Origin of the sequence: Desulfofundulus thermocisternus DSM 10259, from assembly GCF_000686645.1 — a bacterium.
GTDB lineage: Bacteria > Bacillota > Desulfotomaculia > Desulfotomaculales > Desulfovirgulaceae > Desulfofundulus > Desulfofundulus australicus.
On the sequence record NZ_JMLG01000010.1, the window covers coordinates 1 to 14576 of the forward strand.

General features: G+C 53.6%; 17 protein-coding genes. All 17 read left to right on the top strand.

Features of this window, described 5'->3' with window-relative positions:
* Nucleotides 1-286 (top strand): transposase domain-containing protein (locus BR83_RS15515; protein ID WP_027357434.1); only part of this gene is annotated, 286 nt, incomplete at its 5' end.
* Between the two features lie 67 nt (nt 287-353).
* The gene (locus BR83_RS15520; RefSeq protein ID WP_242839655.1) at nt 354-1466 is read left to right on the top strand and encodes an HD-GYP domain-containing protein; all 1113 of its coding nucleotides are present in this window, start codon (nt 354-356) and stop codon (nt 1464-1466) included.
* Nucleotides 1467-1587: 121 nt separating this feature from the next.
* The gene (locus tag BR83_RS0108945; RefSeq protein ID WP_027356796.1) at nt 1588-2343 is read left to right on the top strand and encodes an STAS domain-containing protein; all 756 of its coding nucleotides are present in this window, start codon (nt 1588-1590) and stop codon (nt 2341-2343) included.
* Complete coding sequence (locus BR83_RS0108950) at nt 2333-2695, top strand: STAS domain-containing protein (RefSeq protein ID WP_027356797.1); 363 nt, start codon at nt 2333-2335, stop codon at nt 2693-2695. The genes BR83_RS0108945 and BR83_RS0108950 overlap by 11 nt, the downstream gene beginning before the upstream one ends.
* 11 nt (nt 2696-2706) lie before the next feature.
* A complete protein-coding gene (locus BR83_RS0108955; RefSeq protein ID WP_207640186.1) occupies nt 2707-3165 on the top strand; it encodes an anti-sigma regulatory factor in 459 nt (152 codons plus the stop codon).
* Complete coding sequence (locus BR83_RS0108960) at nt 3162-3788, top strand: SpoIIE family protein phosphatase (RefSeq protein WP_027356799.1); 627 nt, start codon at nt 3162-3164, stop codon at nt 3786-3788. The genes BR83_RS0108955 and BR83_RS0108960 overlap by 4 nt, the downstream gene beginning before the upstream one ends.
* Entirely contained in the window at nt 3789-4583 is a 795-nt protein-coding gene (locus BR83_RS0108965) for a GGDEF domain-containing protein (RefSeq protein WP_027356800.1), read from the top strand.
* A 158-nt stretch (nt 4584-4741) separates the two neighbouring features.
* The gene (locus BR83_RS15525; RefSeq protein WP_157832991.1) at nt 4742-6313 is read left to right on the top strand and encodes a putative bifunctional diguanylate cyclase/phosphodiesterase; all 1572 of its coding nucleotides are present in this window, start codon (nt 4742-4744) and stop codon (nt 6311-6313) included.
* A gap of 523 nt (nt 6314-6836) precedes the next feature.
* Entirely contained in the window at nt 6837-8111 is a 1275-nt protein-coding gene (locus tag BR83_RS0108985) for an FAD-dependent oxidoreductase (RefSeq protein WP_027356802.1), read from the top strand.
* Nucleotides 8112-8214: 103 nt separating this feature from the next.
* Nucleotides 8215-8805 carry a nucleoside recognition domain-containing protein gene (locus tag BR83_RS0108990; RefSeq protein WP_027356803.1) on the top strand — a complete coding sequence of 197 codons (591 nt, stop codon included), beginning with the start codon at nt 8215-8217 and terminating at the stop codon, nt 8803-8805.
* Nucleotides 8806-8812: 7 nt separating this feature from the next.
* Nucleotides 8813-9346, top strand: coding sequence for a spore maturation protein (locus BR83_RS0108995; protein ID WP_027356804.1), 534 nt, complete (start codon nt 8813-8815; stop codon nt 9344-9346).
* Between the two features lie 114 nt (nt 9347-9460).
* Nucleotides 9461-10195, top strand: a complete 735-nt coding sequence (locus tag BR83_RS0109000) for a pseudouridine synthase (protein WP_027356805.1) — start codon at nt 9461-9463, stop codon at nt 10193-10195.
* Between the two features lie 77 nt (nt 10196-10272).
* A complete protein-coding gene (locus BR83_RS0109005) occupies nt 10273-10716 on the top strand; it encodes a hypothetical protein (RefSeq protein ID WP_027356806.1) in 444 nt (147 codons plus the stop codon).
* A gap of 99 nt (nt 10717-10815) precedes the next feature.
* Nucleotides 10816-11235, top strand: a complete 420-nt coding sequence (locus BR83_RS0109010; RefSeq protein ID WP_027356807.1) for a HutP family protein — start codon at nt 10816-10818, stop codon at nt 11233-11235.
* Between the two features lie 47 nt (nt 11236-11282).
* Entirely contained in the window at nt 11283-11660 is a 378-nt protein-coding gene (gene aroH / locus BR83_RS0109015) for a chorismate mutase (protein ID WP_027356808.1), read from the top strand.
* Between the two features lie 633 nt (nt 11661-12293).
* Nucleotides 12294-13946: an anthranilate synthase component I family protein gene (locus BR83_RS0109020; RefSeq protein WP_027356809.1), complete on the top strand. Its 1653-nt coding sequence runs from the start codon at nt 12294-12296 to the stop codon at nt 13944-13946.
* Nucleotides 13928-14569, top strand: coding sequence for an anthranilate synthase component II (locus BR83_RS0109025; protein WP_027356810.1), 642 nt, complete (start codon nt 13928-13930; stop codon nt 14567-14569). Before BR83_RS0109020 ends, BR83_RS0109025 begins: the two co-directional genes overlap by 19 nt.
* Nucleotides 14570-14576 lie beyond the last annotated feature (7 nt).

The window sequence follows — 14576 nt, forward strand, 5'->3', positions numbered from 1 at the left end:
GGATGGGCGCCTGGAACTGGATAACAACCGGAGTGAGCGGTCGATCAAACCCTTTGTCATTGGCCGCAAGAACTGGTTGTTTGCCAATACTCCGCGGGGTGCACGGGCCAGCGCTATTACTTACAGCATCATAGAAACGGCAAAGGAGAATGGGTTGAATCCTTTCCAGTACCTCAGCTATCTTTTTGAAAAACTTCCCAACCTGAACCCTAAAGACAGTAACGCCCTGGATCAGTTACTCCCCTGGTCCGATTCGCTGCCCCCTGTCTGCAGGGCTAATAAATAAGCCAGATTATGTCCCCACCTGATTGCAAGGTGGGGTTTATTTTACGCTTACGGAGGAAAACGCGGCGATGCTCAAGAAGCTTATTGAAATCGGGCAGCTGATATCTTCCAGTTTAGAAATGGACGTGATCATTGAACATACGTTGCAAAGCCTGAAGGAGGTCGTAGGTGCGAAGTGGTGTGCGCTGGGGCTGCGGGACAAAGAAACAGGAGAAATGGTGCTGAAGGGGAGCCTGGGACCCGGCAAGGAATTGCCCGGAAAGGCTGAGCGAATGCCGGCAGAAGGTACGATCTTGGAGGAGGTGCTGAAAACGGCGCAGCCGCTGATTGTGGAAGATTTGGCAGAGTACGATCGTTCTCTGCGCCTGCCATATTATAGCAAAGAAATACGTTCTGCTGCCGTGGTCCCCGTCCAGGCCAGGGGAAAGATACTGGGTGCGCTGATCGTATGCACGCCTTTCCTCCGGCACTGGGAAGAAAATGAGGTTGGTTACCTGTCGATCATAGCCAGTCAGGTGGGCCTGGCGATAGAGAACGCACAACTTTACGAATCGTTACGGGAATATTACATGAGCGTTGTAAAGGCGCTGGCCGCAGCGTTAGAAGCAAAAGATAAGTATACGCAGGGCCATTCGTTGCGGGTAGCGTGGTGGGCGAAGGCTGTGGCTGGAGAAATGGGGCTTTCTGACAAAGAACAGGAAATGGTTTATATAGGAGGGCTCTTACATGATATAGGAAAGGTTGGGGTAAGGGAGTATATACTGCTCAAGACAAGCGAGCTTACACCGGCAGAACAAAAAGAAATACAGTCTCATCCGGGCGTGGGAGCAAAGATCTTAGAACCGGCAAATCTCCCCAAAGAAGTAGTTGAAGCGGTTCTTTACCACCACGAAGACTATGATGGCGGTGGTTATCCGGAAGGCATCGCCGGTGAAAAGATACCCCTTTTGGCCCGGATCATCAGGGTGGTGGACTCTTATGACGCCATGATGTCGGACAGGCCTTATCGCAAGGCGTTTTCCCAAAAGTGGGTAATAGAAGAACTAAGGCGTTGTTCCGGGAAGCAGTTTGACCCGGCAGTGGTAGAAGCAATGATAAAAGTTTTAGAGCGAGATAAATCGACCTGCATAGAGCTTGGGGGTGAGTGCCGTCCAGATTCTGAATTAGGGGGTCTTGAATAAGCAACACATGCCTTTTTAACGATCGCATATTCCCCGCACTTAAAGTTCCGCCAAGACGGTCGATTATGTTTTTTACGCGTAGGTACTTTTATTATTTTATTATTGAAAGGAGTATGTTAAAGTGGATAACAGTCGGTTAGAAATGCTTGCTGAGGAACTGGGGGCCAGTGAGCAGGAAAGAAAACTGTGGCGCAAACTCTTGTTAGCATCTGTTTCGGGTGCTACCGGAAATAATTTGCGCGAAGCGCTACGGGAACCCCTGCTCGAGCTGCTTGATGAACTGGAACCTGCGGCGCTGGGGGCAAAGCTAAAGCTTGTCATCGAGCGTGTCCCAACTTTTCCAGCGGCTGAACTTTTGCCGGCGGTTCTGGAACTCTGGGGTGAACAGCGACGAAAGAGGAACCAGATTCAGCGCGAACTTGAGTACATGTTTTTGGAGATGGCAACGCCGATTATCCGCATTTGGACTGAGGTACTGCTGGTGCCGCTGACTGGTAGCCTGGATACTGACCGGGCGCAGGCTATGGCAGAAAGGCTTTTGGAGCGCGCCAGTACCGCGCGGGCCAGAGTGGTAATTGTAGACGTGACCGGGGTCCCCGTAATTGACACCGCAGCTGGAAGTTTTCTTATTGAGATGTTCAGCGCGGTAAAGCTGCTGGGAGCGGAGGTTATCTTAACTGGCCTTAAGCCCGAAGTCGCCCACACCTTGGTTAAGCTAGGGATCGATTTCCGTATGGTGGCGATAGCGCGTGACCTTGAAGATGCTCTTCGCCAGGCTATAGCTATGCTGGAGGAGGAGAAGAGGCAACGGAGGCAAATCGCATGGTGGCGGGGCAATAATTTCCCAGGCGAAGGTGGGGAACACGGTGACATTTAAAGAAAAGGTGGTTCCAACTATAAGGGTTGCCGATTGTTTGTTGGTGCCCATACAGATAGACCTGGACGATAGGACGGTGGAACAGCTGCAAGTACAGCTATTGGCGGAAATTCAGGAACAACGGGTACGAGCGGTCATTCTGGACGTACGGATGGTAGAGGTGATCGACAGCTATATATCCTATACTCTTTCAGAGACTGCTGCTATGGCCCGCCTGATGGGCTGCCGCACGGTGATCTGCGGCATTCGGCCTCCTGTGGCTCTAACCCTGGCCCAAATGGGGATAGAACTGCAGGGCTTTTTGGTTGCCCGGGACCTCGAGCACGCTTTAGCTCTGGTATGGTCTCCTTAAGAGAGGAGTAGGTGGTCTTGGCGTGGAAAGTAAGAGAGTTACTGGACATCCCGGCGGACGACTTTGACATGGTGGTGCGCATCGTCCGGGAAGAAGACATAGCCGTAGCCAGGCAGATGGCCAAGCAACTTGCCCAAGGGCTTGGTTTTTCTCTCGCTGATGTAACCAAAGTAGCCACTGTGGTTTCCGAACTTGCTCGCAATATCTATCGCTATGCGCAAACTGGCAAAATAATGATTCGCAAACGACTTGAGGAGAACGGCGGGCCTACCATACAGGTGGTGGCGGTTGATCGCGGTCCGGGCATTGAGGACGTAGATCTCGTTCTGACAAAAGGTTACACAACGCATGAGCGCAGCCTGGGCATAGGCTTATCGGGAATAAGGCGCCTTGTGGATTTTTTTGAGATTGTGTCTGAAGTCGGCACGGGCACCGCAGTGGTAGTGGAAAAGAGGAGACGCAAGTTTTGAGATTACAAGTTGAAAAACCGGAAACTAACAAACAGGCACGAGAAGGCTCCGGGTGGGAAGTGTCGGCCTATTCGCGTCCCCACCGGAAGGAGAAAGTGAACGGGGACCTTTGTTACGCTAAGGAATTGGATACCCGCGTACTGGCAGTCGTAGCAGATGTGCTGGGCCACGGGGAGGGAGCGCACCACGGAGCGGCAGTCCTGGCACAGGCGTTGCGACGAGCTACGTGTATTCTGCAGCAGACATACTCCATTCTGGAAGAAGCAGCTTCACGGACGCGGGGATGCGCTCTTTTCCTGGGCCTGCTTGACCGGAAATCGATAGAATATATCCTGGTCGGGAACATCAGAGGGTGGGTGCTGACGCGAAAAGGTACGGAGGTTCTGATAGGACAGCCGGGCATTGTAGGCAAGAGAATTTTGAAACCTACCATCCGCCGGCTGGAGCTGTCGGAGGCTGCTCTTCTTCTGGTCTGTACCGACGGGATCAAGCGAAGCTTTTCGCCCGTAGATTTGCAATGGTTCTGGGAAGGGGCTGGGGTAGAAACGGCACGCCGTGTGGTAGAGAGATATGGCATCGCTGAAGACGATGCCAGCGTGTTGGTAGGGAGGAGGTGTGTTTAATTGCCAGGGGAATTTTATTCAACTTACCGCAGTTATCTTGAACGTTATATGCACGAAGGGGCTACGGAGAGGGTGCTACTGGAAGCATACCAGGACCTGCCGCGCTACCTGGACGAGAGCGATGCGCAGGCCGCCAGCATTTTGGACGTGCATACACGTGCCTTGCGGGAGGTCATGGGAATTAAGCGGGACAGCGACAACTTGCAGTGGATATACATAGCCCGTGCGACAGAGTTTTTGGCCCAGATCCTGATAGTTATTGATACGCTTCTCCTCCAGCTAAAGGAAAAGGTTGAACGCGATAACCTTACCGGGCTTCGTAACCGGCTGGCCCTTTATCGCCTGCTTCCCCAGATGCTCGAAAAAGCTCAAGAGCAGGGCAAGCCGCTTGTTGTAGCCATGCTTGATTTAGATGATTTCAAGCAAATCAATGACCAGTACGGCCATCAAGCTGGTGACGAAGTACTCCGTTTCGTAGCTGGTTTGATCAAAAGAAGTTTGCGGAATGATGACTTGGCCGTTCGCTTCGGGGGGGAAGAATTTGTAATCGTCCTTCCGGCTACAGATTTTGCTAAAGCTAAGGTTCCCCTGGAACGGATTCGGACCCAAATAGCAGCGGAAAAGATACTGCCGGGTGTGGAAGGCATTACGGTAAGTATAGGAGTTGCCGGGTATGCCGGCCGTGGCTCTGTCGATCCCGACGAGCTAATCCGGCAAGCGGATGAAGCAATGTATCGAGCCAAAAAATTGGGCAAAAACAGGGTGGTTTTTGCCCAGGGCGATAATGGGGAGTGAAACGTGCGTTGCGGTTTTCCAAGGGAATACAGGAGCTCATTCAAGAACTAACATCCCAGGCTTGGCAATTGCCCCTGGATTGGGTAGAGGTTACTGAAAAGGCAGCGCAAGCATATGCTGACCGGCTGCGAACCTTGCTGGAGCGGGCAGGGCAAGAGGTGAACGAGACGGAACTGCGCCGGGCAGTGAGCGACTTATTGGCGTTGTTTGCTGGAAAACATGACGAGGAACTCTTGCGGCGGCGGATAGAACTCGGAAGAAAGCTGGGCGCTGCAGAAGTGTCGCTGGAGCAACTGGTAACAGCTTACCGGTTCTTTTTCGGGCGTTGGTGCGACGAATTAGTCCCGGTTATCCATATCCTGGAGAGAGAAATGAAAAGCTTTAAGTACGGCGGGACATCGTTGCTTCTTGACCTCGGCCTGCTCCTCCTGGGATACAGGGGAGAGGTAGCGCGCCAGATGCAGATGCTTTCGGAAGTAGATGTTCTTACAGGCCTTTTGAGCCGCCGCAAGTTCGAAGAAGAGATGCAGCAGGCAATCGAGTTTGCGCGGCGCACAAAACGAGAGTTTTCTTTATACTGGATAGACATTGATAATTTTAAGCTGGTTAACGACGTTTACGGTTATATCGTAGGTGATATTGTGCTTAAGGTTGTGGCTGACTTCCTGCAGGAGTCGTTCCCCGACGCCTTTGCTATTGCCCGCATAGGCGGTAACGAGTTTGGGGTTATGTTGATGGATACGGGTCCTGCTGAAGCACTGGCCAAGGCGCAGGTGCTGTGCCAGGGCATTGCCGAGCTGAAAGTTCGTCCTTTGGGAGAGGACATTTTCATTACCAGCAGCATTGGCGTGGCTTCGTACCCCCATCATGGGCAAGCGCTGGCCGACCTTATGTTAGCTGCCGAGGTTGCTCAGGTAACGGCCAAGAGGAAAGGGAGGAACCGGGCGCAGCTCGTAGATGCGGTCGACGACAGTACTAATCCTACTGTGGTTCACGAGAGAATTCTCCTCTTGCGAGAAGCTCTCCGTTCGGAGGGGGCTATCGTCCCCTTTTATCAGCCGATTGTAGATTTAGAGACTGGCAAGACATTAGGTTACGAAGTGCTTGCTCGCGTGAGGAAAGGGGAAAAGTTTCTTTCTGCCGGGCTTTTTATAGAGGCAGCCGAGCAATCCGGACTTATGAAGGATATTGGTAGAATCGTTATAGAGCAGGCCATGCGGGAAAAAAAGAGCCCTTGGGCGAAAGACAGGCTTTTCTTTATTAACTTCTCTATGCGCGAGGTAGAGAACAGAGAAACTTCCCGGTTCCTGGCTGACCTGTTCAACCGCTACAGCATCCGTCCGGAAGAAATTGTGGCCGAAATTACCGAGCGAGAAGCCGTGCTTGATATTAATGCCGTGCAGGCTTTCGCCAGGGAGCTGACAGATCTCGGGGTGCGCCTGGCGGTCGACGACTTTGGAAGCGGTTTTTCGTCATTCATTTATCTTCGTTACTTTGACTGTTACTTTGCCAAGATAGAGGGTTCCCTGGTGCGTGAGATCACCAGAAGTGGACGCTCCAGGATGATTGTAGAAAACATGGTAAAACTTTTGCAAGGGCTTTCGATAGAGGTGGTGGCCGAGTTCATAGAGAACCGTGAAACAGCTGAAATTTTGCGCCGCGCCGGCGTTCGATACGGGCAGGGCTATTATCTGGGCATGCCCTCACGGTCTCCTCGCAGCGGGGATTAGCGTCATGCTAAAAACAAAAAACAGGCCTGGTAGGCCTGCAGTTCCGGTCAATCAGGGCGGGCTGAAAAATTCAGTGCTTCCTGAACACGCGCGGCAGCTGTGCCGGGCAGGTAAAGAAGTGCTTTAATATGCAATATTTTCCCGTAAGGTCTTTTAGAAACAGGCAGGAGCTTTTGAAATTTATCCTTTAAGATTTCACCGGCGCTGCATCCAAAATGCCGGCAGTATTCTTTTACATATTGCCCAACTATCTCTTTATCGCGTTCATCTAACTGACGAACCCCCACTTCTTTACCCAGTTGATGGCTTTCTACATTTCCGCGGAGATAAATGGCGCCTGTGAATGGTGAGAGGCAAGTCACACATGATTAATACATATTTTTATAAGTCCCGTCCGGAAGGGCGGGCTTTTTTGGTTTTCCGGGCTGTGGCGGGTATGGTCGGGTTTACTTTCTGGATAGGACCTTTTTACTATTCTGCGGAATATACTGGCAAAAACAGGCTTTTTTGAGGGGGTGTGGCGATGGTTATTATCGTGGGTGGCGGATGGGCGGGATGTGCGGCAGCCTTTGCTGCGGCGCAGGCCGGTGCCCGGGTGATGCTGCTGGAAAAGACCGATATGCTCCTGGGCACGGGCCTGGTAGGTGGAATAATGAGAAATAACGGGCGCTTTACGGCCCTGGAGGAAGTCTGGGCCATGGGGGCAGGGGACTTTTTGCGCCATATTGAGGGTGTGGCCAGGCATCGCTGGCTGGATTTTCCGGGTCACCGGCATGCCACCCTTTATGATGTAACCAGAATCGAGCCGGTAATACGCCGGGTTCTCCTGGATGCCGGTATTGACGTCAAACTGCAGAAAAGGGTGGTGGGGGTTTTAAAAAAGGGGAACAGTATTGCCGGGGTCTACACGGCCCAGGGGGATACTTTCAGCGGTGATGTATTCATTGATACCACCGGTACTGCCGGCCCGGTTAAAAATTGTTCCCGCTATGGTTCCGGGTGCGCCATGTGTATCCTGCGCTGCCCCGCCTTTGGCCCCCGGGTAAGCCTGACGGCCAAAGCAGGTATTGAAGAGATAAGAGCCGGTGACGGATTTCCCCATTTTGAGGCCATGAGCGGTTCCTGCAAGCTGGATAAAAAATCCCTGGCCCCGTGGCTGGTGGAAAGGCTGGAGAGGGAAGGCAAGGTGATCATTGCCCTCCCGGAGCACCTGCACAAACATGATTTGTTAAATAAAAAAGCCTGCCAGCAGTATAACCTGGAAGAATTCGCCCGCAATTTGATCCTGCTGGATACGGGCCATGCCAAGCTGATGGCGCCATACTTTCCTCTGGAAGTGCTGCGGAAACTGGAAGGTTTCGAGCATGCCCGTTATGCCGACCCCTATTCCGGGAGCAAGGGGAATTCCATCCGGTTTATGGCTATTGCGCCGTGCGATGACGCCCTGCAGGTAGAAGGGGTGGATAACCTTTTCTGCGCAGGGGAGAAGACCGGGCTCCTGGTGGGGCATACTGAAGCTATCGTTACTGGTTTCCTGGCGGGTTATAACGCAGCCCGTTATCTTGCCGGTAAGAAACCCCTTGTGCTGCCCGACAGCCTGGCCACCGGGGATATCATCTCTTTTATGCACAGGGAAATGAAGAAACCTGAGGGGCTGAAGAAGAAGTATACTTTTTCCGGTGCAGTTTATTTTCAGCGCATGCAGGAGCTGGGGTTGTACACCACCGATGTTGAGCTGATCAGGGAAAGGGTAGCCCGGCTGGGTTTGCTGAATATTTATAAAAAGAAAGTGCTGTAGCAAAATAATCCAGCATAGCAAATATTACCCATAAAGGTTCTAATCCCCTGCCTGCCCTCATAATACTGTGAAATAAAGCAGTGGTTTTCCGGGGGTGGCAGGAATGGTTAATTATATCTGGCTGGGGATGATCGTTTTCGGTATTCTCGTGGCCGGGGCCAACGGCCAGGTGGAGGTGGTAACCAGGGCGGCCCTGGAGGGAGCTGACAAGGCCGTCAAAACCTCTTTGAACCTTATTGCCATAATTACCTTCTGGCTGGGGATTATGAAGCTGGCCGAGGCTGCCGGGCTGGTGCGCGCCCTGGCCCGTCTGGTCAGGCCCATGACCAGGTTTCTTTTTCCCGATGTTCCGGCCAACCACCCGGCTATGGGTGCCATCATTATGAACCTGAGTGCCAATATTCTGGGTCTTGGTAATGCTGCTACTCCCATGGGCCTCATTGCCATGCAGGAACTGCAAAAGCTGAACCGGGGAGATCCCAAAACGGCTACCACTGCTATGTGCACCTTCCTGGCTCTCAACACTTCGTGCCTTACCCTGATTCCCACTACCATTATTGGTATCCGGGTGATGTACGGTTCCAGCGATCCCACGGCTATTGTAGGGACAACCATTTTTGCCACGGCATGCGGGATGACTGTAGCCATAATTGTGGACCGGATTCTGCGTGCTATTTACGGTCGCCAGGGGTGATCTTGGCATGTATGAGCTGATTGGTGAAGTTTCCCGCTGGGCTATTCCGGTTACCCTCCTTCTGGTTCCCCTGCTGGCGTTCATAAGGGGTGTTCCCGTTTTTGAAATATTTGTTGAAGGGGCGGCGGAAGGTTTTACCACGGCCATTAAAACAATTCCCTATCTTGTGGCCATGCTGGTGGCCATCAGCATTTTCAGGGCCTCCGGGGCCATGGAAGTGCTGGTGCACGTTTTATCCCCCATTCTCGATCCCCTGGGTTTTCCTCCCGAGGTACTACCCCATGCGGTTATGCGCCCGCTGTCCGGTGGAGCGGCCCTGGGTATCGCCACAGATCTCATTGCCACCCACGGGCCGGACAGTTTTATTGGCCGGCTGGTTTCCACCATGCAGGGGAGCACCGATACCACTTTCTATGTTTTAACCCTTTATTTTGGCTCCGTGGGAATAACCCGCTACCGCTACGCCATTATTTCCGGCCTGGCCGCGGACTTCACCAGCCTGGTGGCTTCAGTGTTCATCGTCAACCGGATGTTCAGTTAGGCGGGCCGGCGGTTGCCGGCTTTAAGCCCGGCTTTCCGGGATTATCATCCTCTGCGGCTGAGATTGGGCCTGTGCATCTTTCACCTGCATCTGTGGTAAAATGCTTCTGGGGTGATACCTTTGGAACGGCTGCAGAAAGTGATGGCCCGGGCCGGGGTGGCTTCACGAAGGCACTGCGAGGAAATGATTGCTGCCGGTATGGTCAGGGTAAACGGGCAGGTGGTAACCCGGCTGGGAACCCGGGTGGATCCCGAGAAGGATACCATTGAAGTGGCCGGACGCGTTTTACCCCGCCGGCCGCAGGAAAAAGTATACATATTACTGAACAAGCCCCGTGGTTATGTGACCACGGTCAGGGATCCCCAGGGCAGGCCCAAGGTAATGGACCTGTTGCGGGGAATTAAGGAACGGGTATATCCTGTGGGGAGGCTCGATTTTGACAGTGAAGGGCTGCTCTTGCTGACCAATGACGGGGAGCTGGCCTACGCCCTTACCCATCCCCGCCACCGGGTTCCCAAAACCTACCTGGTACTGGTGAAGGGCACTCCGGGCGGTGAAAAGCTGGGGCGCATGGCCGGCGGGCTTATGCTGGAGGATGGACCTACGGCACCGGCGAAAGTGAAACTGATCGGGAAAAAAGACGGCAATGCTCTTCTGGAAATTACCATCTACGAGGGACGCAAGCGTCAGGTACGCCGGATGTGCGCCCGGATTGGCCATCCCGTAATCCGCTTGAAAAGGGTTAAAGTTGGTCCGTTAACCCTGAAGGGACTCGGGCCCGGCCGTTACCGCTTTTTAACCCGGGAGGAGGTCCGCCAGCTGCGGCAGGCAGCGGGGCTAAAGACTTAAATTTCCAGACGGCAGGAATTTCCCGGCCCCCGGCGAAATATCCAGGAATGTGTATTTTTTTGCTGGGGGGTGAAGTTTTGGAGGACCTCACCACCGGGATCAGGGCGAAAGTGAGGCTGGACTTTAAAGGGGTGGGGCGTCCCGGGCGCCTTATTTTTGGTGGCAAGTCAAATGATAAGGTGGCCGAAGAGGCCCGGGAACAGCAGGTGGCCCTGCTGCGCAATGTGCCCATTCAGGGGATACAAATTGAAGACGTGGATTTAAGCCATGATATTTATGTCGTATATGACGAAGTGAACAACCAGGAGGTTGCCTACGCACCGGTAATTTTACAGCTGACCGCCGATACTCTGGAAGACCTGGTCCGCTTTGTTGCCCGGGATGAATTCCGCAAGATCGAGATCATTGCACCCGATAGTTTATCGCTGAACAAGCAGCAAATGGAAAGGCTGATGTTCCGCATCTACGAGGAATTCACCAGTTACCGCCTGCATCTGGAGCGAAAGTACAATATGAAATAAAAGGAGCGGCAGCCAGGCTCCCGGTTGTTTTTTTACTCCGGTTGTCCTATAATGTTTTTACCGGTTTGGCTTGTTTTGTGCCCGAATGGAGGTGGGGGAATGGTCCCGCAGGGAAGCAGGCAGGTGGCCCGGGTAGCCCTAACCATGGCTTTAAGCGAGGATAGAGAGCACGAGCGGGAGTTAAAATCCCGTTACGCCAGGGATGGTTTTAAAACTGCTGCCGTGGATTACGGTGGTGATTTTATTTCTTCGGTAAACAAGATTACCGAGCGGGCAGTGGTGGCCGCCAAGCGGGAAGGCGTTATCAGGGAAATCCACGCCGAGGAGGGGGCGGTAGCCGGGGCAACCCGGGAAGCCCTTTCCCAGATCATGCCCAAAGCCATTGGATTAAACGTGGGTGGTAAAATAGGTATCGCCCGCTACCAGGATCATATCAGTGTTGCCGTTTTTTTTGGCGTGGGACTTCTGCATCTGGATGATGTGGCGGTGGGACTGGGACACAGGGCAGTTTCTTCTTAAACCGGCGAGGACTTCACCATAAACTCTATGAACGGAGGGACGGCAGGATGGATAGAACTTACGTGCGGGGTATCCGGGGGGCCATTACGGTAGAACGGAATACGCCTGAGGATATTATTCAGGCTACGGGAGAACTGTTACAGGCCATTATGGCGGAAAATAACCTCGACCCGGAGGATATCGCCAGTGCCTTTTTTACCGTTACCGACGATCTCAATGCGGAGTTTCCGGCTACGGCGGCCCGGGAACTGCTGGGGTGGAAGTATGTGCCCCTGTTATGTGCCCGGGAAATTGCCGTACCCGGCCGCCTGCCCATGTGCATAAGGGTACTGGTACATGTAAATACGACCCGCTCCCAGCGCGAGATCAAGCACGTTTACCTCCGGGAAGCCACCAGGCTGCGTAAAGATTTGCTTCCCCAGTGAAGAATTTGTACCGGTTATGGCCCATCAAGGGGTTACCGGAGCTGGTTCCGTTCCCGCGCGCAGGGTCGCGTAAAAATTTTCGGCAGGCAATTGAACTGAAGCATCCCCAGTTTTTTAAAACCTCTGTTTTGGCTCGGTGGCGAGCGACTTGAGCTGAGCGGCAAGCCAAACTTAGCGAGGCGAAAAGCGAAGGCAGGCCCGAGGGCATGGATGCCGAAAATGGAGGTTAGAGGTCGGAAGTTGGGAGTCGGAAATAGGAAGGAATTCGCGCAGCGAATTCCAACAGCAGTTCCAACCTCTGACATCTGACTTCCAACTTCCAAGTTGGCCGGGAAGCCTGCCGGAGCTTTGAGCCAAGCAATAGTTTGGCCCGCGAGGCTCACTGGAGCGAGCGAGAGCCAAAACAGGGTAGTTGGAAAGTGGGGATAACTCAGGCAATTGAAACCTTGACAAATGGCTTTTCCCGTGATATGGTACAGTTAACTGAACTGAATAAGGTGGAGAGCCAGTTTAGCTGAGTTGAGTTGAGGGGAGCTTCAGGTGAGGCATGGCGAGTCTTCATTGGGGTGTGGACTGCCGGTGCTCATTGGAGCGCCGGCTTTTTTACTTTGTGCACCAGGGGGAGGGGTTAAATTGATTTTTCCCTCGGTAGAGGAATACCTTCACCTGGCCTCCCATTACCGGCTGGTACCTGTAAGCGCCGAGTGGGAGGCTGATATGGAGACACCTATTTCCTTGTTTTCCCGGCTGGATACGGGAGGACCTTCCTTTCTTCTGGAAAGCGTGGAGGGTGGTGAGAAGCTGGCCCGCTATTCCTTTATCGGCCTTCATCCCCTGGCTCTTTACAGCCAGAAGGATAACCGGGGATGTTTTATCCCCGGAGCCGGGTGCCCTGCCGGTCTGCTCGAATTCATCGCGTCCTGGGGTGGTAAAAAGGGAGTACCATGTTACCCGGAAACAGGGTTTCCGCTATTTAACGGCACGGTTGAAGATATATCGGGTACCTGCTCCCCTGAAGGTTATTGGGTGGAGGGAAATCCCCTGTGCCTTGTCGAGCAGCTGATGAATTACTTACGGGGCCCTTACCTGCCGGATTTACCCCGTTTTTACGGGGGAGCCGTGGGTTACTGGGGTTACGACCTGGTGCGCTGGTTGGAAAGGTTGCCCAATTTACCGGGTGATGATCCGGGATTGCCCGACCTGATCCTCATATTTACCGGCACGGTACTTATCCTGGACCATGTCTGTCACACCTTGAGGGTGGTGGTCAATACCGTTCCCGGGAGGGAACCGGTAACCACCTATAAACGGGCACTGGCAACCATTGAAAAAATAAGCCGGTTAATTAATAACCACGGGTTTGCTGTAAATAGTATGAGCCGTCAGGAATTGAAGGCCCGGGTTACCGCGCCGGAGAAAACAGGCTCCCGTCCAGGATCTTTTACCTCCAACCTTGCTCAGGAGAAATTTATCTCCCTGGTACAAAAGGCCAAAGAATACATCCGGGAGGGAGAGATCCTGCAGGTGGTTCTGTCCCAGCGTTTGCAGCTACCTTTTTCCGGGGATACCTTCCGGGTTTACCGGCGGTTGCGCCGTATCAATCCCTCCCCCTACCTCTACTACTTGAATCTGGGATCAGTGGTCCTGGCCGGCTCTTCGCCGGAAATGCTGCTGCGTGTGGAAGGCAACGCGGTGGAAACCAGGCCCATTGCAGGTACGCGTCCCCGGGGAGCCACCGTTGCAGAGGACGAAGAGCTGGCTGCAGATCTGCTGGCCGATGCCAAGGAACGGGCCGAACACATCATGCTGGTGGATCTGGGGCGTAATGATCTGGGCCGGGTGTGCCTGCCGGGGAGTGTGACCGTACCCCAGTTCATGAGTGTGGAAAGATATTCCCACGTCATGCACCTTGTCTCATCGGTACAGGGAGTCCTGGCTCCCGGAGTATCGGCTTTCGATGCCTTTAAGGCCTGTTTCCCGGCCGGCACGGTTTCCGGGGCGCCAAAAATCAGGGCCATGGAGATCATCAATGAACTGGAGCCATCGCGCCGCGGCCCTTATGCCGGTGCCGTCGGTTACTGGGGTTACAACGGTAACCTGGATATGGCCATTACCATTCGCACAATTACCTTTTACCGGGGTTTCGCCAGTATCCAGGCAGGAGCCGGTATTGTAGCTGATTCCGTACCCGAAAGGGAGTACCTGGAGACACTGAACAAAGCAAAGGCGCTGCTGCAGACCCTTGCCCTGGATGAGGAGGTGAATGGATGCCGGTTGCACATTTAAAGAACGGGCCGGTTTGCCTGCCGGGAGAAGAGGAAATCAGGCTGCTCATGATCGATAATTATGATTCCTTCACATATAACCTGGTGCAGTATTTTGGGGAACTGGGAATACCGGTTGAAGTAAGGCGCAACGACCGGGTGACCCTTGAAGAGATCAGAAGCATGAATCCTACCCACGTGGTCATTTCCCCCGGCCCCGGGGTACCCGGCAGGGCGGGTATTTCCCTGGAACTGGTGCGGGACCTGGCCGGAAAAATACCGGTCCTGGGGGTGTGCCTGGGCCATCAAACCATAGGCCAGGCTTTCGGCGGCCGGGTTATTCGGGCTGAAAGATTGATGCATGGAAAAACTTCAGCCGTTTATCACGACGGCAGGACGATCTTCAAGGGCCTGCCTTCCCCATTTAGGGCTACCCGCTACCATTCCCTGCTGGTGGATGGCAGCTGCCTTCCCCCGTGTCTTGAAGTGAGTGCGTGGACGTCTGAAGGAGAAATTATGGGTTTGCGCCACCGGGAATTTACCGTGGAAGGGGTGCAGTTTCACCCCGAATCCATCCTTACCGAATACGGGCGGGATTTGCTGGCTAACTTCCTGTTTTACCGGGGAGGCCGGTGGCCTGCCTGAAAACCTG